The sequence below is a fragment of the Rhodococcus sp. ACPA1 genome, from assembly GCF_002300195.1.
GTDB classification, from domain to species: domain Bacteria; phylum Actinomycetota; class Actinomycetes; order Mycobacteriales; family Mycobacteriaceae; genus Rhodococcus_F; species Rhodococcus_F opacus.
Window position 1 is genome coordinate 1,548,352 of sequence record NZ_NSDX01000003.1, and the last position, 17,501, is coordinate 1,565,852.

17 protein-coding genes and 2 pseudogenes are annotated in these 17,501 nt (G+C 67.1%); 8 read left to right on the top strand and 11 right to left on the bottom strand.

The window, feature by feature from the left end; translation table 11 throughout:
* Positions 1 to 13 precede the first annotated feature (13 nt).
* The gene (locus CJ177_RS17755; protein ID WP_061044575.1) at positions 14 to 865 is read left to right on the top strand and encodes a patatin-like phospholipase family protein; all 852 of its coding nucleotides are present in this window, start codon (positions 14 to 16) and stop codon (positions 863 to 865) included.
* 3 nt (positions 866 to 868) lie between these two features.
* Here CJ177_RS17755 and CJ177_RS17760 read toward each other — a convergent pair whose 3' ends face one another.
* Positions 869 to 2,116, bottom strand: a complete 1,248-nt coding sequence (locus CJ177_RS17760; protein WP_061044574.1) for a lipase family protein — start codon at positions 2,114 to 2,116, stop codon at positions 869 to 871.
* 119 nt (positions 2,117 to 2,235) lie between these two features.
* Here CJ177_RS17760 and CJ177_RS17765 point away from each other — a divergent pair, with 119 nt between their 5' ends.
* Positions 2,236 to 2,730, top strand: coding sequence for an N-acetyltransferase (locus CJ177_RS17765; protein WP_061044573.1), 495 nt, complete (start codon positions 2,236 to 2,238; stop codon positions 2,728 to 2,730).
* Positions 2,731 to 2,734: 4 nt separating this feature from the next.
* Here CJ177_RS17765 and CJ177_RS17770 read toward each other — a convergent pair whose 3' ends face one another.
* From CJ177_RS17770 to CJ177_RS17780, 3 genes are read right to left on the bottom strand one after another with little or no spacing between them, the layout of a single operon-like run.
* Positions 2,735 to 3,496 carry an amino acid ABC transporter ATP-binding protein gene (locus CJ177_RS17770; protein WP_005252259.1) on the bottom strand — a complete coding sequence of 254 codons (762 nt, stop codon included), beginning with the start codon at positions 3,494 to 3,496 and terminating at the stop codon, positions 2,735 to 2,737.
* On the bottom strand, positions 3,493 to 4,161 hold the full coding sequence (locus CJ177_RS17775; RefSeq protein WP_005258090.1) for an amino acid ABC transporter permease: 669 nt from the start codon (positions 4,159 to 4,161) through the stop codon (positions 3,493 to 3,495). Before CJ177_RS17775 ends, CJ177_RS17770 begins: the two co-directional genes overlap by 4 nt.
* A gap of 10 nt (positions 4,162 to 4,171) precedes the next feature.
* Complete coding sequence (locus CJ177_RS17780; protein WP_011594807.1) at positions 4,172 to 4,960, bottom strand: amino acid ABC transporter substrate-binding protein; 789 nt, start codon at positions 4,958 to 4,960, stop codon at positions 4,172 to 4,174.
* A gap of 98 nt (positions 4,961 to 5,058) precedes the next feature.
* Between CJ177_RS17780 and CJ177_RS17785 the strand changes: the two genes are divergently transcribed.
* Positions 5,059 to 6,522, top strand: coding sequence for a SulP family inorganic anion transporter (locus CJ177_RS17785; protein WP_005252262.1), 1,464 nt, complete (start codon positions 5,059 to 5,061; stop codon positions 6,520 to 6,522).
* Here CJ177_RS17785 and CJ177_RS17790 read toward each other — a convergent pair.
* On the bottom strand, positions 6,519 to 7,289 hold the full coding sequence (locus tag CJ177_RS17790; protein ID WP_005252264.1) for a deoxyribonuclease IV: 771 nt from the start codon (positions 7,287 to 7,289) through the stop codon (positions 6,519 to 6,521). The genes CJ177_RS17785 and CJ177_RS17790 overlap by 4 nt on opposite strands.
* A 198-nt stretch (positions 7,290 to 7,487) precedes the next feature.
* Between CJ177_RS17790 and CJ177_RS17795 the strand changes: the two genes are divergently transcribed.
* Positions 7,488 to 7,736 (top strand): helix-turn-helix transcriptional regulator, encoded by a 249-nt coding sequence (locus CJ177_RS17795; RefSeq protein WP_005252266.1) that lies wholly within the window; start codon positions 7,488 to 7,490, stop codon positions 7,734 to 7,736.
* Positions 7,736 to 8,971, top strand: coding sequence for a type II toxin-antitoxin system HipA family toxin (locus tag CJ177_RS17800; RefSeq protein WP_061700679.1), 1,236 nt, complete (start codon positions 7,736 to 7,738; stop codon positions 8,969 to 8,971). Before CJ177_RS17795 ends, CJ177_RS17800 begins: the two co-directional genes overlap by 1 nt.
* A 6-nt stretch (positions 8,972 to 8,977) precedes the next feature.
* On the opposite strand, the gene CJ177_RS47410 is transcribed toward CJ177_RS17800, so the two are convergent.
* Complete coding sequence (locus tag CJ177_RS47410) at positions 8,978 to 9,619, bottom strand: hypothetical protein (RefSeq protein ID WP_179443236.1); 642 nt, start codon at positions 9,617 to 9,619, stop codon at positions 8,978 to 8,980.
* 95 nt (positions 9,620 to 9,714) lie between these two features.
* Between CJ177_RS47410 and CJ177_RS17810 the strand changes: the two genes are divergently transcribed.
* Entirely contained in the window at positions 9,715 to 10,890 is a 1,176-nt protein-coding gene (locus tag CJ177_RS17810; RefSeq protein WP_061700680.1) for a hypothetical protein, read from the top strand.
* 32 nt (positions 10,891 to 10,922) lie between these two features.
* Here the strand turns inward: CJ177_RS17810 and CJ177_RS17815 are convergent, their stop codons facing one another.
* A complete protein-coding gene (locus CJ177_RS17815) occupies positions 10,923 to 12,254 on the bottom strand; it encodes an HNH endonuclease signature motif containing protein (protein WP_095868194.1) in 1,332 nt (443 codons plus the stop codon).
* An 85-nt stretch (positions 12,255 to 12,339) separates the two neighbouring features.
* Between CJ177_RS17815 and CJ177_RS17820 the strand changes: the two genes are divergently transcribed.
* Complete coding sequence (locus CJ177_RS17820; protein ID WP_061700686.1) at positions 12,340 to 12,951, top strand: maleylpyruvate isomerase family mycothiol-dependent enzyme; 612 nt, start codon at positions 12,340 to 12,342, stop codon at positions 12,949 to 12,951.
* A gap of 6 nt (positions 12,952 to 12,957) precedes the next feature.
* On the opposite strand, the gene CJ177_RS17825 is transcribed toward CJ177_RS17820, so the two are convergent.
* Both CJ177_RS17825 and CJ177_RS17830 read right to left on the bottom strand, forming a co-directional pair.
* Positions 12,958 to 13,368 carry a hypothetical protein gene (locus CJ177_RS17825; protein ID WP_061700682.1) on the bottom strand — a complete coding sequence of 137 codons (411 nt, stop codon included), beginning with the start codon at positions 13,366 to 13,368 and terminating at the stop codon, positions 12,958 to 12,960.
* 33 nt (positions 13,369 to 13,401) lie between these two features.
* A complete protein-coding gene (locus tag CJ177_RS17830) occupies positions 13,402 to 14,244 on the bottom strand; it encodes an SDR family oxidoreductase (protein WP_257014575.1) in 843 nt (280 codons plus the stop codon).
* A 355-nt stretch (positions 14,245 to 14,599) separates the two neighbouring features.
* Here CJ177_RS17830 and CJ177_RS17845 point away from each other — a divergent pair.
* A pseudogene (locus tag CJ177_RS17845) lies at positions 14,600 to 16,359 on the top strand (transposase).
* Positions 16,360 to 16,413: 54 nt separating this feature from the next.
* Here CJ177_RS17845 and CJ177_RS17850 read toward each other — a convergent pair.
* Both CJ177_RS17850 and CJ177_RS17855 read right to left on the bottom strand, forming a co-directional pair.
* Positions 16,414 to 16,971: pseudogene (locus tag CJ177_RS17850) on the bottom strand (SDR family NAD(P)-dependent oxidoreductase); the annotation flags it as partial.
* Between the two features lie 30 nt (positions 16,972 to 17,001).
* Positions 17,002 to 17,334 carry a hypothetical protein gene (locus CJ177_RS17855; RefSeq protein WP_095868255.1) on the bottom strand — a complete coding sequence of 111 codons (333 nt, stop codon included), beginning with the start codon at positions 17,332 to 17,334 and terminating at the stop codon, positions 17,002 to 17,004.
* Positions 17,335 to 17,501: the final 167 nt, after the last annotated feature.

Sequence of the window (17,501 nt, forward strand, 5' to 3'; positions counted from 1 at the left end):
TTACGGTGGCGGCATGACAACAGCGTTCGTTCTGTCGGGCGGGGCGAGCCTCGGGGCCATCGAGGTCGGCATGTTGCAGACCCTCATCGGCAGGGGAATTCGGCCGGACCTCATCGTCGGCACGTCCGTCGGCGCGCTCAACGGCGCCTGGCTCGCCGGCGGCTCCTCCGACGCAGACCTGCGCGAACTCGCCGACCTGTGGCGCGGTCTCACCCGCAGTGCGGTGTTTCCCACCGGGTTGCTCACCGGATTCACCGGTTTCGTCGGTCTCCGGAACCATCTGGTGTCCAACCGCGCCATCCGGAGGCTGCTGGAGAAGAATCTGCGGTTCGAGCGGATGGAGGACGCGCCGATCCCGTTGCACGTCATCGCCGCCGACGTGCTGACCGGCAAGGACGTCCGGTTGTCGACGGGGCCGGCCGTCGACGCCGTCACCGCCAGCGCGGCGCTGCCCGGCATTCTCCCACCCGTGGTGATCGACGGCCGCGCGCTGATGGACGGTGGGGTCGTCAACAACACGCCGATCTCCCACGCGATCGAACTGGGGGCCACGACCGTGTGGGTGCTCCCCACCGGATATGCGTGCACGCTGTCGAAGGTCCCCGGAAGTGCCCTGGGTATGGGGCTGCTCGGTGTGACCCTCGCGATCAATCAGCGGCTCGCCCTCGACATCGAGCGGTACGAGAGCGCCGCCGACATCCGGGTGGTGCCCCCGCTGTGCCCGCTGGACACGAGTCCCGCCGACTTCGGCGACGCCGACGAGCTGATCACGCGGGCGCGGGAGCAGACCGCAAAGTGGCTCGACGAGGCGCGGGTCGTCCAGGTCGGTCAGGCCGATCTGCTGCTGCCGCACGTGCACGGATAACCGTCAGCGGCACCCCGCAGGTGCCGGCACCCCGGCCAGTCGCTCGTCGATCCAGCGCACCACCTCGGGCAACGCGAACACGGCCGCGGTGAGGTGCTCGCCGAACTGCGGGGCGTAGGCGACGTCGCCGCCACTGCCGCACCACTCCTGCTGCAGAGCGATCACCCCTTCCTCCGGAATCCACTCGTCGCCGAGGAACACCCGCGACGACCCGTGGTACAGCAGCACCGGCGTGGCCGGGGTGAGCGCGCCCATCCTGTTTTCGGCGACCACCGTTCGGGCCGTGGGACTGCCGAACGGGTCGGGTAGGGCCGCGAGCAGTTCGGCGGGAAGCAAGGTGATCCCGGCCGGTGCGAGCGCCAGGATGCACTGGTCCTTCAGCGGGGACGTCGCCAGCAGCACACCGAGCGGATTCGCCAATGTCAGCATTTCCGGATACTCGCGGGCGAGCCCGAGAACGGCGGACAGGTACAGGCCCGAACCGAGCCGGCCGTTCATCGTCCTGCGCAGCAAACCGAAATCGGCGGGTATCCCGCCCGCGGCGGCGCCGGCGAGTTCGACGTCCGGCGCGTACGACGGTTGCAGTTGCGCTGCCCAGCCGGTGGCGATGGCACCGCCGCTGTAACCGGTCGCGACGACCGGACTGTCCGAGAGCCCGAGACCGGGCAGCCGCTTCATGCCGCGGATGCTGTCGAGCACGGCATGTCCCGCCATTCGTCCCGCGCTGTACGCCATCCGCGGTCCCTGGTGGTCGGGCACGAGCACCGCGTAGTTCTTCGCGAGGAACAACGACAGCACCGGTGGGATGTCCAGGTCCAGGGTCTGCCAGTCGTGCACCATCTTGTAGGACGGGGTGCACCGGGCGCCCAGGGAGTCGATGGGCATGTTGTAGTCGACCACCGGTCGCGGTCCCGGCGCCGTCCACGCCGCGGTCGGCACCAGGACCGTCGCGGTCACCGGCACGGGGCGGTCCTTGGAATCGTTGGAACGCACCATGATCTGGTGGGCCCGGTGCGGTACCAGCATGTTCGGGAACGCCCGGAGCGTCACTTCCCGTGCGCGGATGATCTCGCCGGCACCGAACTCCGAGACGTTCGGCGGCCACGCGAAGAAGTCGTCGTCCAGAATGGGGGACGGGAGAATGGATTCGGTCCCCAGGGGCTGGGCGGACACACGTGGGGGATGGGCGCAGACATACGCGGCTGCGCAGGTGGACAGTGTCATCAGGACCACTGCACGAAACAGCTTCATCGCTACCACCGCCTGAGGTAACTGTCCCAGAATGTAACTGTAACTCCAGTCACATCATCGCAGATCGACACGGGTACAGTGGTGGTTTGTTTTCGCCGCTGGGTGGTTACTGTGTGTGCATGGCGGTCACCGTGGAGCGGGCAGTACTCGAGCAGGCTGAAGACATCGTTCAGATGCATTGGGACGCCGAGGATTGGATCCTGGCCAGGGAACTCGACGCACCCGCCCGGGGTGAGGTGTCGCTCGCCGACGTTCGTGAACAGATCGAGTTCGGGGAATGGCGCGTCGCACTGTTCGCGGGCATCGTGGTGGGGGCGCTGCGGGTGCTGCGGTCCGACCCCGACGTGTGGACCGAGGACGACATACCGGCCGCCTACGTGGCCCGCGTCATGACCGACCGCCGGCACGCCAGCGCGGGACTCGGCGCCCAATTGCTCCGGTGGGTCGACGAGCACGCCCGCTCCGAGGACGCGTCCGTCGTCCGGCTCGAGTGCGTCGAAACCAACGCCCGGCTCCGCGACTACTACGAGGAGCAGGGATTCTTCCTGGTGGGTCGCAGGGACTTCGACGTGGAATGGCCGAGCGTCGTGCTCATGGAGAAATCCCTGCGCTGACCGTTCACAGCGGGTCGAGGATGCGGTGCAGGAACTGGCGCAGTCTCGGCCCGGTCGGATTGGCGAGTACGTCTTTCGGTGTGCCGCGTTCGAGTACGACGCCGTTGTCGACGAACAACACCTGGTCGGCCACCTGCTGCGCGAACCGGATCTCGTGGGTCACGATCACCATCGTCCAGCCCTCGGTCGCGAGATCCCGGATCACGCGCAACACCTCGCCGACCAGTTCGGGGTCGAGTGCGGACGTGGGCTCGTCGAACAACATCAGTTTCGGCTTCAGGGCGAGCGCCCGGGCGATACCGACCCTCTGCTGCTGACCGCCCGACAGCTGGTACGGGTACTGGTCCGCCTTCTCCGCCAGGCCGACCTGGGTGAGCAACCGCTTCGCGTCAGCGCGCGCCTCGTCCTTGGGGCGTTTCTGCACCACGATCGGGCCCTCGGTCACGTTCTGGATCACCGTCTTGTGCGGAAACAGGTTGTGGGCCTGGAACACCATGCCGCTCTGCCCGCGGAACCTGGTCAGCGTCGACCGGTCCACATCGGCGCCGAAGTCCACGGACACGTCGCCGATGGAGATCGTCCCGCGGTCCGCACGGTCGAGGGCGTTGAGGGTGCGCAACACCGTCGTCTTGCCGGAGCCCGACGGCCCGATGATGACGGTCACCGTTCCTGCCCCGACGTCGAAGCTGATGTCGCGCAGGACGTGATGGTCGCCGAACGACTTCTCGACGCCGGATACCTGAAGCAGGGGAGAGGTGTCGGTCATGTGGCCACATACCTGTCGAGTCGGGCTTCGAGGCGGCCCTGGATGGCCGACAGGAAGATGCAGATCACCCAGTAGTACAGGGCAGCGACGCTGTACAGGGCGAAGAAGTCGAAGGTGGGCGCGGCCGCGAGCTGGGCGACGCGCAGCAGTTCGGTCACCAGGATCGTCGACGCCAGCGAGGTGTCCTTCACCAGCGAGATCAGCGTGTTCGACAGCGGCGGCACCGCGACCCGTGCGGCCTGCGGCAGGACGATCCGCTGCAGAGTGGTCGTGTACCCCATCCCGATGGTCTGCGCGGCTTCCCACTGCCCCTTGGGGATCGACAGGATCGCCGACCGGATCACCTCGGCGGCGTACCCGCCGACGTTGAGGCTGAACGCGATCACGGCCGCCGGGAAGGGGTCGAGAACCACGCCGAACTGGGGCAGCGCGTAGAACACGATGAACAACTGCACCAGAAGCGGCGTGCCGCGGATGATCGAGACGTAGAACCGGGCGATCACCGACAGTGGTCTGATCGACGAGATCCGGGCGAGCGCCACCAGCAACGCGATGACGAGTCCGATGCTGAAGCTGATGATCGTCAGCGGAATCGTCATGGTGACGGTGGCCTTCAGCATCGGCCACAGGTTGTCCAGAATCAGCTGGACTGTTGCGTCGTCCACAGGCAGGCTCTCAGTTGGTCGGTGCCGAGACGTCGGTGCCGAAGTACTTCTGCGAGATCTGGGCGAGCGTTCCGTCGGCGCGCAGTTCGTCCAGGGCCTTGTCGATGTCGGGCATCAGACCGCTGTCCTTGCGGGCCGCGAACGCCTGCTCACTCGTGTCACCGGTCTCGGCGGCCACCTTCACGCCGGTGTCGCTCGTCTGCTTCTGGTATTCGGCGACGGCCAGATTGTCGTTGACGGTGGCATCGACGCGGCCGTCCTTGAGCAGCGTGATGGCCTGCACGAAGCCCTCGACGGATTCGACGTTCGCGCCCGCATCCCTGGCGACCTGTGCCCAGTTGCTCGTCGCGGACTGCGCCGTCGTCTTGCCGTTCAGGTCGGCGAGCGAGGTGATCGAATTGTCGTCGGCGCGGGTGACGATCACACCCTCGGAGTAGGTGTACGGCGTCGACAGGTCGTACTTCTGGGTGCGCTCGTCGTTGACGGTCACCTGGTTGGCGACGAGGTCGTAGCGTTTCGCTTCGAGGCCCGCGAAGATCGAGTCCCACGGTGTCTGCGTGAACTCGACGGAGACGCCGAGTTTGTCACCGACCGCGCGGATGACATCCACGTCGTACCCGGTGAGCTGACCGTCGGGGCCCTGGTAGCTGAACGGTGTGTACGTGCCCTCGGTGCCGACCTTCAGTACCCCGGCCTCGCGAACCTGGTCGATGACCGGCCCCGAGTCGGAGTTCCCACACCCCGCCAGCGACAGCGCGGTCAGGACGGTGATCAGGACGGCCGGAAGTGTGCGTCGCACGGGGTTCCTCCTCTGTCGGCGGATCAGCTAACCGTACTGGTCGAACGCTACCCGGATAGGATCTTCCGAGTCCCCTCAGGAAGTAGGTTTGTCTCGTCGTGCCTTCTCTCGCTCTCCGACGGCCGGTGTGGCTGCATCCGACGGTGTTTCGTATCGAGTCGTTGTCCGCGCTCGTCGTGGCGATGGCCCTCATCCCGGAGGCGTTGTCGTTCTCCATCATCGTGGGGGTCGATCCGCGGGTGGGCTTGTTCACCGCCGCGATCATGGCGATGACCATCGCGTTCACCGGTGGCCGTCCCGCGATGATCTCCGCGGCCACCGGTTCGGTGTCGCTGGTGCTGGCCCCGCTCATGGCATCACACGGATTGCAGTACCTCATTGCTGCCGTCTTCCTCGGCGGTGCGATGCAGATCCTCCTCGCCGTCCTCGGGGTCGCGCGTCTCATGCGGTTCCTGCCTCGCAGCGTGATGGTCGGGTTCTGCAACGCGCTGGGAATCCTCATCTTCGTCCACCAGTTCCCGTATCTGACGAACGTGCCGTGGGCGGTGTACGCGCTCCTCGCCGCCGGTCTGGCGCTGCTCGTGTGGATCCCGAAGCTGACCACCGCGGTGCCCGCCCCGCTGCTGGTGATCGTCGGTCTCACTGCGTTCACCGTCCTCGCCGGTGTCGCGGTGCCCACCGTCGGGGACCAGGGGGAACTGCCCGACGGACTGCCGACCCTGATCGGGCTGCCGGACGTTCCGCTCACGGTCGACACCCTGAAGATCATCGCCCCGTTCGCGCTGGCGATGGCAGTCGTCGGACTGCTCGAATCGTTGATGAGCGCCAAACTCGTGGACTCCGTCACCGACACGCATTCGGACAAGACGCGGGAGTCGTGGGGCCAGGGCGTCGCGAACATCGTGACCGGACTCTTCGGCGGCATGGGCGGGTGCGCACTGATCGGGCAGACCATCATCAACGTCAAGACCGGTGGCGCGCGAACCCGGTTGTCGACGTTCCTGTCCGGTGCGTTTCTGCTGATTCTCGTGGTCGGGCTCGGCGACGTGGTGGGGACCATTCCGATGGCGGCGCTCGTCGCCGTGATGGTGCTGGTGGCCGCCACGACCTTCGACTGGCACAGCGTCCGCACGCTCCGGCGGATGCCGCTGAGCGAGACGATGGTGATGCTCAGCACCGTGGCGGGCACCCTGGCCACCGACAACCTCGCGATCGGTGTCGGTGTCGGCGTGCTGGTGGCGATGGTTCTGTTCGCGCGCCGGGTGGCCCACATGGTGGACGTGCGCGGCGAACTCGACGGCGACGTGAAGACGTACCGGGTGAGCGGTCAGCTCTTCTTCGCCTCGTCCAACGACCTCGTGTTCTCGTTCGACTACGCCGACGACCCCGGCCGTGTCGTGATCGATCTGTCGGGCGCCACCATCTGGGACGCGTCCACCGTGGCCGCGCTCGACGGCATCACCACCAAGTACGCGAGTCGCGGCACCGACGTCACGGTGGAGGGCCTGAATCCGGTCAGCGAGGAGCGGTACCGCAGGCTGACCGGCCGGCTGGGCGACTAACCTACGGTTTCCCGCAGGTATGCGAGGTCCTCGGCCAGCCCCTCCGCCGGCGTTTCGAGGACGACGGGCGCATCGGCGGTGCGCACGACCTCGGCGAGCAGTTCGGCGTCGATGGTTCCGTCGGCGAGGTTGGCGTGCCGGTCGCGGGCCGAGTTGAATTCGTCGCGGGAGTTGTTGAGGTGCACCAGGTCGATGCGTCCGGTGATGGCCTTGATGCGTTCGACGACGCCCACCAGTTCCTCACCGCCCGCCCACGCGTGACAGGTGTCGAGGCAGAATCCGGCGCCGAAATCGCCGACCTCCTGCCACAGCCGGTCGATGGCGTCGAAGTGCCGTGCCATCGCGAAGTCGCCGCCTGCCGTGTTCTCGATCAGGATGGGGACCGGGAATCCGCCCTTGTCGGCCTGGCGTTCGAAAAGTTTGCGCCAGTTGACGATCCCCGCGTTCACGTCCTCTCCGTCGCGGACGTGGCCACCGTGGACCACCAGCCCGAACGCACCGATGTCGGCGGCGGCCTGGGCCTGCTGCGCGACGGCGTTGCGGGACGGCATCCGGAGCCGGTTGTTGAGGCTGGCCACGTTGATCACGTACGACGAGTGCACGACGACGTCGATGGGGCTGTTCCGGATCTCGTCGGTCCGCGGATGCGTCGGCGGTTTGTCCCACTTCTGCGGGTCCGTGAGGAACATCTGGATGACGTCGGCGCCGAGCGTTTCGCCGTATCCGATCGGATCTTCGTCCTGGCGGACGTGTGCTCCTATGCGCATGTATCCAGGGTAGGGGGTGGGTGTGTCGACATGTCTTGTGCTTGTGATCGCAGGCTTAAAGCGGGAGATGATCCGTTTTATGTTCTTCTCGTATCTTAAGCTTGCGCTCGCAGTCATAGGGATGGACTTCGGGGCAGAATCGGCGCACACTGTCGTTAAGCATCCGTCGACAAGCATTGCACCGATCAGGGAGGCTTCATGGCAACCCCACGCCGCCGCGAGCGAACCGACACCGGTGGAGTCGCCGACGGGTTCGTGGCGCGGCGACACCAGCTCGGGCTGACGCAGGCGGAGCTGGCAGACCTGGCCGGGGTGTCGAGGTCGAGTGTGCAGTCGATCGAATCTGGTCGGGGGACCGTGCAACTGGATCTCGTCGACGCCGTCGCGGACGCGATGGGATGCCGTCTGGCGCTCGTCACCCGCTCGGGTGTGGAGGTGGCGTCCTGATGGTCGAGAACCTCAGCAGTGTCGACCGGGCCGACGTCTACAAGGGCGAGCGCCTCGCGGGCAGTCTCGTGCGGGAGGGCGGTGACGTCGTCTTCCGCTACGACGCCGCGTACCTGCAGGACCCCGGCGCCCCGCAGGTTGCATGGACGATCCCCACGTCGTCGGCCGAGGTGCGCGCGAGTGGGGGCAGCGTCCCGCCGTTCTTCGCGGGGCTCCTCCCGGAAGGAATCCGGCTGCGAGGCGCAGTGGCAGCCACCAAGACGTCCGAGGACGATCACCTCACGATCCTGATGGCGGTCGGGGCCGACACGATCGGCGACGTGCGCGTGCTACCCGCAGGGGTGCCGCCGCCCGAGACCGCACCGGTGTTCGACCCCGACGCGGTCGAGCGCCAGGACCTGCGGGCGTTGTTCGAGCACATGTCGGGGCACGAGGCGGTGAAACTGGACCCCACCTCGCTACCCGGTGTGCAGGCGAAGGTGTCGGCTCAGATGTACTCGACGCCGATCGCCACCGAGAAGGGTCCCGCGATCCTCAAACTCTCACCACCGCAGGGGTATCCGCAGTTGGTCGAGAACGAGCACTTCTTCATGGGGCTCGCCGCGCAGTGCGGGTTGCCCGTCGCCGATCATCAGCTGGTGCGTGACGGGAAGGGTAATGCCGGTCTGCTCGTCGCCCGATTCGACCGGCGCGTCGATTCGTCCGGCCGCGTCATCCGCACACCCCAGGAGGATGCGTGCCAGGTGATGGGGATGTTCCCCGCCGCCAAGTACCGGCTGAAGACCGAGAGCGTGATCACTGCACTCGCCGGCGCGTGTGAGCGCGGCGGCGGTTCGGCCCGGGTGGCCACCCTGGAACTGCTTCGGCTGGTGGCCTATTCGTACGCGATCGGCAACGGCGACCTGCACGGAAAGAACTTCTCGGTGCAGCTTGCCGAATCGGGGTTGTGGAGTGTCACACCAGCCTACGACCTTCTGTGCACCCAGCCGTACCTCGGATGGCGCGACCCGATGGCTCTCGACTTCTACGGCAAGGCGAACAAGCTGAACCGCAGGCACTTCGTCGAATCCGGTGGCCGGCTCGGTGTCCCTGAACGCGCGGTCACCAGAATGCTCGACGGCGTCCGCAAGGGCATCAGACGTGGCATCGGGGAGATCGAGACGATCGGCTTCACCGCAAAGGAGAACGCCCTGCTGCGCACGCTGATGGAACGGCGCTCGGACGAACTGGGCTGAACCGGCTCACCACACTCGAAACGCGCTGTCCGAGAGCGTGAATCCGTGGCCCGCATCGCTGCGGCACGTGACCCCGGACGTCTCGTCGACGAGGCACGTCAGGTCGTTCACCTGCAACGCGGTGCCGTACGACAGTGCGGGGGCGGCGGATCCGTCGAGGGGGTAGTACCGGGGATCGCCGGCACTGGCGAACTGACCGAGGCGGCCACCGGTGACCTCGATCGCGTTGGGAGTCACCGGGGTGCCGGACGCGCCGGCGCCCGGGACCTTCGGCGCCGACGCCGGCATCGGGCCGTGACAGCCGGCGGTCGGGAGGTCGCCGCCGGTGAGGATTGCGCAGTGGAACTTGGTGCTCGGCGTCGTGAAGTAGTAGCTCCCCGCCGCGGTGCCGGCAAACGTCTGCGGGTTTGCCTCGGCAGGGGTGCTCGCGGTGGTGGTGGTGGTGGTAGTCGTCGTGGTGGTGGGGCTCGTCGACGTGGTCGTGCTCGTCGTCGCAGTGGTGGTCGTCTTCGGTGCGGTCGTCACCGTCGGGGTGGTCGCGGGCCCCGCGACGGCGCCGGTCTCGGGGGATCCGTCGACCGAGCGACCGCAACCGGCCACCACCAATGCCGTCGCGAACAGAATCACCGCACGCACCGTGTAGGTCATGGTGGAGAGCCTAGAACCGCGCGCAGCCTCGGCGGTCGCGGCGCGTCGGACGAAATTCTGGGACAGTGGTGACCAGCGAACTGCCAGGAGGTCCGATGCCGGAAAGCCCCCACTACGAGGAGCGGCGTGCACGCATCTCCCTGCAGGTCCGCCAGTGGTGCGAACGATCCGCGATCACGGGCACCCACGCCCCGTTGTCGGACGCCGCTGCCGTGCTGATCGCCGCCGGACACCTCGATTCGCCCACCCGGCAGGTACTCACCAACCGGCGTCGCGCGGGCCGCACCATCCCGTCGATCGGCGGCTTCGGGGCACTGCGTCTGCTGACGGACGAGTACCACCAGGTGGCGCGCCGCGCCGGCAGCCTGCGTCCCGGCCCGGCGCAACTTCTGTTCAAATACCGTGCCACCGAACTGGGCCGCAAGCTGCAGTCGTCTCGGTCTGCGGTCGTGATGTCGCCGGCGCACTACGGCAACGGTGTCCGGGCGATGCGCCGGGATCGGCGTGAGGGTGTCCATCTCGATCTCGAACAGCGTGAGGCGCTGTTCCGGGCGTTGCAACGCACACCGGCGCCGACCGCCGGTACCGCGCTCGAACGTGCAGGCAACTATGCCCGCGGCACCGCGGCGGAACGACTCGGCCAGGCGGCCGAAAACACGCCGATGGCCGCAGTCGGACGACGCGTCGCCGACGCCATCGGCAAGGGCGTCGATCTCGACAACGACAGATTTGCCGACTCGTACGACACCCTGCTCTACCTGGCGGGGATGCTCTTCGACAGGATCGACGGTTCCGCAGTCTGGCATTCGGAGCACTTCGCGATCCAGCGGTACCAACTCGACCTCGCCGAAGAACTGACACAGATCGCCGTCGACACCGTGGCGCTGCGCGGAATCCGGACCGAGCTCGACGAAGCGCTGCGCGCCACCCATTCCGACACGGCGCGTGAACAGATCGAGGCCCGGCAGAACGCGCTGAAGCCGGTATGGGATCAACTGGTCGACCGCGTCGCCGCACTCGCACGAATCGGCGACCTGCTGTCCCGAGCCGAGGTGCAACTGCGGTCCGTGCTGGCGGTCAACCGGGCGATGAGTCTCGACAGCCGCATCGACGAACTCATCTCACGGTCCGGTGACCGCGAGCTGTCGGCGGAGAACACCCACCACGTGGGCGATCAGTTCGGCGGGGTGGAGGAGCTGATGCTCACCTACCAGTCGGCGCTGTACGGAGACATTGCCGAACTCACATCCTGGTCGGGTGGGAACAAGTGACCCCGGCGACCGAGAGGATGACCCCCACCACCTCATGACACGCGCAGGTACGCCGGGGTCGGTAACGGAGGCGCCGTGGACCGGTAGTGATGTCCGGTCGGGGTGCCGAGATCGATCAGATGCCGGCCGCCGGGACGAGCGACCGGGCGGGCGGTCCATCCCTCGCCTTCCTTCGCATAGTTGCATGCCTCGCACAGGCCGGACCCGTTGTCCGCCGACGTGGCACCGGATTCTCGGCGCGACCGGATGTGGTCATGATGCCGAATCGGCGCATCGCACCACGGGGTTCGGCACGTCCGGTCGCGGAGGTCGATCAACTTCGCCAGACCCTTCGGGAACGTGCGGGATTGCGATTCCATCGCGGTCAATGCTCCCGACTGCGGGCAGGAATAGATCCGCTGCAACGTTGTGGCGGTGTGCGCATCGAGAGAGTCCGCCACGAGTTGCCGGGCGATCCCCGCCGGCACCGGCCCGTACCCCTGCAACTGCGCCGGCTCGTGTCCACCGGCGAGCAGTGTTTCGTCCGACAGCACCAGGTTCACGGCCACCGGCCCGCCGGAGGCCACGGCTTGCCCGGTGGCACGTGCGAACAGCAGATCCACCATCAGCTGATTGCGGGTGCGGCCACCACTGTTCCCCGTGGCGATGAGGCTGTCCGCATCCCGCCCCAGCGTTGCCTGTAAGCACACGGCCTGCTCGACGGGCATCAGCACGCTCAGGTACGCCATCGAATCCGGGGCGGGCCGTGTCGTCACCCGCCGTTCGGAGACGGCCTTCCTGTGCCTGCGGACCACGGCCGCGGCGTCGAGTTCTACCGCCAACGCCTTCGCCCGCGCGACCAAACCCTGGTCACCGACCCCGTCGAGAATGGCCGGGTCCGAGCACAACCGGCGGTCGACGATCCCCCGATCCTCGGCCGACAGACACGCGGATTCCCGCACCAGCAATGTTGCTCGCCATTCGTTCAACCGCCCCGACCGCAACATGGCCAAAGTGTGTGGCATCTCGTGCACCAGAGCCTGTGCGAACCCCAGGTGCCGTCCGCCACGGTTCGGGGATTCCCTGCGTGCCAACGCAATCTGCGAGGCAATGCCGCGGTTCCACTCCACTCGCGGCAACCCGCGAGCCCTGCGGTCCGCCCGAATACTCGTCGCGACGCCGTCGGTGATCACCGCCTGCGCCGCGCACCCCACCGACTTCAGGGTTTCGATCGCGTCGAGCCAATCGATCCCCGAGCCCGCATCCCCGCCGGCCTCGACACACCGCAGCCGCGCGGTGAACGCCCGCAGCTCCTCCAAATCCGGTGCCCCCACAACCAACCTCCCCCAAGGTCGTTCGAATATATGTTCGACTATACCAATCATGTTCGACCGGGGCAATACTCGGCGGTTTCGGTCTACGGTGGTCGTGAGGATCTTCGTCGAACGAGTGTGGCGGGAGCTGACTGCGATGACCGATGACGCCGATCTCCAGCGGGCGGTTGCGAACGAGTTCTCGGCACTGGCCGATCTACTCGACGGGATCTCGGACGCAGAATGGGACACGCCGTCGCTGTGCGAGGGCTGGCGGATTCGGGAAGTGGTCGCGCATCTCACCATGGCGGCGCGCTACTCCGAGGAGCAGTTCATGACGCGCCTGCGTGAGTGCGAGTTCGATTTCACCCGGCTCTCCAACGAGATCGCCCGTAGCGACGCCGAATTGGCACCGGCGGAACTCGTCGCCAACCTGTGCTCGGATGTCATGCGCCAGTGGACCCCGCCGGGTGGCGGCTATCACGGCGCGCTCAATCATGTGGTGATCCACGGTCTCGACGCCACCGTGCCGCTCGGGGTGCCGCGACACGTACCGGAGGAGACGATGCGCGTCGTCCTCAACGATCTCACGGCGGGTGGTGGGCACTCGAATTTCGGCATCGACATCGAGGGACGTGGCCTGCGGGCCACGGACCTCGACTGGTCGTACGGGTCGGGCGCCGAATTACGCGGAACGGGCGAGGATCTCGCGCTGATGATCTGCGGCCGCACGCTGCCGGCAGGGCGGGTCGCGGGCGACCCGTTGTAGTCCGGTTCAGATACCCGGGATGAAGCCCGGGTAGACGAAGTGTCCGGGACCTCCGCCGGGGAGGGTGGCGCCGAGGGATCCGGGGAAGTTCATGGACAACTTGACTAGTTTGTGTGGTTGCCCGTTCTGGTCGGCTTGCCAGCAGTCGAGCAGTACGCCGTGGAATCCGGTGCAGACGATGCGGTTGGCGGTTCCGAACGGTGACGTGAGCCGATTCGCGCTGACGAACGGATTCCAATAGTCGAGATCGGTGGGGGTGAGGAAGTTCTGGTTGTCGAACGGCGCGACCGGACTGGGCTCGGTGGGTACCGGCGGCCATTCGTCGGCGGCGGCCACACCGGCGCTCCCGAGGAGGGCGGCTGCGGCGACGGCCACGGTCGCGGTGATCTGTATGAATCGGCGAGTAGCGGTAGTCATCTCCACCAGGCCACAGTAAACGGCCGAGCGATACTACGTCCGCAATCCGGGATGACGGCTGGCCAGGACGGGGACGAGGAGCTTGTTCGGCGCGAGGTGGGCGAACACGGACGCGGCCCGGTTCGCGAGGCCGGGGATGGCGATCATGTGCCCCTTGTCGAGGCCGTCGATTCCGGTCCTGGCCACGGATTCTGGGCTTTCCCACATGAAGCTGGGCAGTGCGGCTTCGGCGTCTTCCTTCGCGAACCCGGCCGTTTCACCGAAACCGGTGTCCACGGGCCCGGGGCAGAGCGCGGTCGCTGTGACACCGGTGCCTTTCAGTTCGCCGGTGAGGCTCTCGGTGTAGGACAGGACGAATGCCTTGCCGGCGGCGTAGGCAGCTTGTCCGGGCAGCGGCTGGAACGCGGCCGTGGAGGCGACGTTGAGGACGGCTCCTCGGCGTCGTTGCACCATGCCGGGCAGGGCGCGGCTGCAGAGGTCGGCGACGGCCATGACGTCGACCTCGATCATGTTCATCTCGGCGTCCGGGTCGGACGCGGCCACCGGGCCGAGCGTGGACAGGCCGGCGTTGTTGACGAGGATGTCGAGGGTGAGCCCGAGCGCGCCGACCCGGTCGAGCAACGTCGCGCGGGCCGAGCGGTCGGAGAGATCGGCACCCAGCACCTGCGCCCGACCACCTGCGGCCCGTAGCTCGGCGGCCAGTTCCTCCAGCTTCTCGGCCCGGCGGGCGACGAGCACCACCTGGTGACCGCGGCGGCTGAGTTCACGGCTGAGGGCCGCGCCGATCCCTGACGACGCTCCGGTGACGAGCGCGGTGCGATCGGCGGCAGGGGTGGGCAGGCTCTCAACTGTCGACTTAATGTCTAATACTGGCACCGTGTACCGGGTCTACACCGATCGTGGTTCAGGTCTGCGGGAGAGACTCGAGCGGGACTGAATCGGATGCTCGACGACGCAGCCAAGGGTCACTTCACGGTGGTGCGAATGGTGTGGCGGGACCGGTTGGCGCGGTTCGTCGGTGGCGTGGATCGAACGTTACTTGTCGGTGGTCGGCGTTAAGGTCGAGGTCCTACGGGAGCATGGGGACACGTCGCTGGTAGAGGAGCTGATGGATGACTTCATGGCAGTGCTCGCTTCATTGTCCGGCCGCTTCCACCCATTGCGGTCGAAGCAGAATCAACGTCGACTTCTTCCGGGCGATGCGGCAGCACGGTTGGAGATGGACTAACTGATGGCCGATACCGGATTCACTGCGCTGCGGCAGTTCTCGTTCACCACCCGCCCCTACCTGGCTGTCGATGACGAGACCGGTGCGCCGATCGGGCTTGACGACCTCGACGTGCGTGTCGGGTGGCTGCTCGACCTGATCTCGGGCGCTGAAGCGCAACTGTTGTCGCGGCTGTGGCAACCGGCCACCTTCGATGTCCTGGCCGCCGGATGTGACCGCCAGGGCCGGAAACTGCCGATGCAAGGTCATGTCGCTGCTGCGCGTCTGGGCTGGACCCCGCATTACCCGGACGGTGTCTACGTCCCGTCGCGTGTCACGCGGGTGGTGACCGCGCAGGCAGTCGGCACTTTGCGGGCGCTGGCCTACCGAGACACCGCGATCATCGCACTGTCGGCCCGGTTCGACCCGGCCACCGGCCGGATCGCCGCACCCACTACTGCTGCGGAGTACGTCCCGTCCGGATTCGCCCGGGGCGTGGTGCGGCAGCTCGCGGCGCACGCGCGCGGCGCGGCAGACGCGCGCCTGCGGATCACCGACGTGCAGGGACCGCCACAGACGAGCGCGATGGCCCGGCTCTCGGCCGCCGATCGACAACTCGCACAGCTTGCCGTCACCGGTCACGAGCTGGTGTTGACGGTGAAGCTGCCCACCTGCCCCGCCCCGGCGGGGCGGGCGCAGTGGCGCAGTGTCCGGCTGAGCGCGACCATCCCCGAGCACCTGCACGGCCGGGCGGTCACCGATTGGCATCTGCCGACCCTGGTCCTCGACCGCCGGGGACTGCTCTGGCGGTGCGCCGCGACCGAGATCGTCCCAGCAGCCGACCTGGAATCGGCCTCCGTCGCGGTCGGGGTGGACTGGTCCCCGACCACTCTGGGTGCCGCCGCCATCACCGCCGAAAACCCCGACGGGTTGTCCTCGGATTACCGGGGTTGGACCTACGACGACCGCGGGCTCGGGATCAAACTGGCCCGCCTGCAGGCCGAGGGGCAGCTACTCCATGGCAAGGCGGCCCGGTTGACACGACTGTCCGCCACCGCCCCGCCCGAGGTGCGCGCCGAGCTGGAGGAGAAGATCGCCGTGCTCGATGCTCACCGCACCGCGGTGGGTATCAAGCGGGGGAAGATCAACCGGGAACTGGCCTTCGACTTCGCCCGTCAGGTCACCGACTACGCCACCGACGCCCAAGCGCAGCTGATTGCGGTGGAAGATCTCACAACCCTCGAGAGCCGTGGGCACGGGCGGGTGAACAACAATCGGGCCGCGCAATCGGCCCGCCGCAAGGCCGTCGACGCGCTCACCCACACCGCCGCCGGTGTCGGTGTGACGGTGGTGTCCGTACCGGCCCGCGGATCTTCCGCGTGGTGTCCGGGCTGCAACGAACCACTCTCTCGCCCCGGCGGTTACCACCGGGCATGGTGTGAGCAGTGCAAAATGCCAAACGCGCGCTGCTCGGCAGAAACAAGACCACCCGGCGGCGCGGAGGACTACCGGCGGTCCGGGTGACCGAACATGCGCCGGTACGGCAATCGCGCGACAAACACGCTCCTACCCCGAGCAGGCCGCGGCATCGCCGGGTCCGCCGCAGCCTGCCCACCGTGACACCGCGGTTGGGGGTGACTCCGAATCAGCATGTTCCTGCATCACAAGCGTCGGTGTGGGACACGGTCAAACCCACACCGCCGCACGGTGATGCGGGTAGCCGTGACACACGTCCATCTCCCACGCCCGCCACGCAAGTGGCAGATAGTATGAGATCTACGTAGACGCTCATGTGTCCAACCTACGTGCCGCCGTCGCACGCGCAAGGGTTCAACCGGTCAGGCGTGGGTTCCGCCGTCGATGCGGATCTCGGTTCCGGTGACGAACGCGCCGTCGTCGGAGGCGAGCATGGCGACGACTCCGGCGACCTGCTCGGGTCCGCCCATCGCCGCGCCGCCTGATTCCAGGGTGGTGGGCAGGATGGGTGAGAGTTTGGCGAACAGGCTCCAATCGGCATCGGACGGAACGTATCCGGATGTGGCGTCGGTGATGCCGGTCTTGATGCTGCCGGGGGCGACACCGACGGCACGCAGACCCTGCTTGCCGTATTCGAGAGCCAGCGCATGGGTGAACGACTGGATGCCGCCCTTGCTCGCGGCGTACGCGGCCATGTAGGGGTGTGCGAACGCGGCGGACGTGGAACTGAAGTTCACGACCACGCTGCGTTCGTTGCGCAGCAGCGCGGGCAGGCATTCGCGGACCATGAGGAACGTGCCGGTGAGGTTGATCCCGATCACCTGATTCCACAGGTCCAGCGGCGTCTCGTGGGTGTGCGAGGCGCGGAGGATGCCCGCGGCGTTCACGAGTACGTCCAGTCCGCCGAGCTTCTCGACGCTAAGTGGTTCCGCCCATAAGTTCGTTGGGGGTCAGGTCCAGGCCGTCGGGTCGTTGAGGTAGAGACCGCAGACGGTGTCGAGGGCGTCTTCTGGGAGTCCGGCGGTGTGGCCGTTGGACAGGAAGGAGTCCTCGTATCCGTCCTTGCTCGCAAGGTAGGCCGCGAAGCCCCATTGGGAGGCGGACCCGCCGTAGCGTAGTCGCATCAATGGCTGGGTATCGCCGTCGACGAGTTCACCGGTGACATAGGCGAACTGGCCACGGAACCGAACTCCGACACCGGTCAGCTGTGGCCAGCGTTCGCGTGCGCGTTGGGACAGGCGCTGTTGCAGCGACGTCTTCGTGGACTGAGGAGGCGTGGCCATGATCACTGATCCTGCCCGACCGGCGCGTCGCGAGCCAGTCCGCCGGGTGAAACTCGAGACTGAAGTGACTATTGGGAACTTCGGTTTGGGGCAATACCGTTCAGTTAGTGAACAAGGACGGTGCATTTCGGCGGTTGGGTGGGTTGTGGATGGTGTTGGTGGTGTGC

What these genes read in the sequence shown, in the direction of transcription:
- CJ177_RS17755 (WP_061044575.1), top strand. Translation starts at nt 14, where the DNA reads ATGACAACAGCGTTCGTTCTGTCGGGCGGGGCGAGCCTCGGGGCCATC.
- CJ177_RS17760 (WP_061044574.1), bottom strand. Translation starts at nt 2,116, where the DNA reads ATGAAGCTGTTTCGTGCAGTGGTCCTGATGACACTGTCCACCTGCGCA.
- CJ177_RS17765 (WP_061044573.1), top strand. Translation starts at nt 2,236, where the DNA reads ATGGCGGTCACCGTGGAGCGGGCAGTACTCGAGCAGGCTGAAGACATC.
- CJ177_RS17770 (WP_005252259.1), bottom strand. Translation starts at nt 3,496, where the DNA reads ATGACCGACACCTCTCCCCTGCTTCAGGTATCCGGCGTCGAGAAGTCG.
- CJ177_RS17790 (WP_005252264.1), bottom strand. Translation starts at nt 7,289, where the DNA reads ATGCGCATAGGAGCACACGTCCGCCAGGACGAAGATCCGATCGGATAC.
- CJ177_RS17795 (WP_005252266.1), top strand. Translation starts at nt 7,488, where the DNA reads ATGGCAACCCCACGCCGCCGCGAGCGAACCGACACCGGTGGAGTCGCC.
- CJ177_RS17800 (WP_061700679.1), top strand. Translation starts at nt 7,736, where the DNA reads ATGGTCGAGAACCTCAGCAGTGTCGACCGGGCCGACGTCTACAAGGGC.
- CJ177_RS47410 (WP_179443236.1), bottom strand. Translation starts at nt 9,619, where the DNA reads ATGACCTACACGGTGCGTGCGGTGATTCTGTTCGCGACGGCATTGGTG.
- CJ177_RS17810 (WP_061700680.1), top strand. Translation starts at nt 9,715, where the DNA reads ATGCCGGAAAGCCCCCACTACGAGGAGCGGCGTGCACGCATCTCCCTG.
- CJ177_RS17815 (WP_095868194.1), bottom strand. Translation starts at nt 12,254, where the DNA reads ATGATTGGTATAGTCGAACATATATTCGAACGACCTTGGGGGAGGTTG.
- CJ177_RS17820 (WP_061700686.1), top strand. Translation starts at nt 12,340, where the DNA reads ATGACCGATGACGCCGATCTCCAGCGGGCGGTTGCGAACGAGTTCTCG.
- CJ177_RS17825 (WP_061700682.1), bottom strand. Translation starts at nt 13,368, where the DNA reads ATGACTACCGCTACTCGCCGATTCATACAGATCACCGCGACCGTGGCC.
- CJ177_RS17855 (WP_095868255.1), bottom strand. Translation starts at nt 17,334, where the DNA reads ATGGCCACGCCTCCTCAGTCCACGAAGACGTCGCTGCAACAGCGCCTG.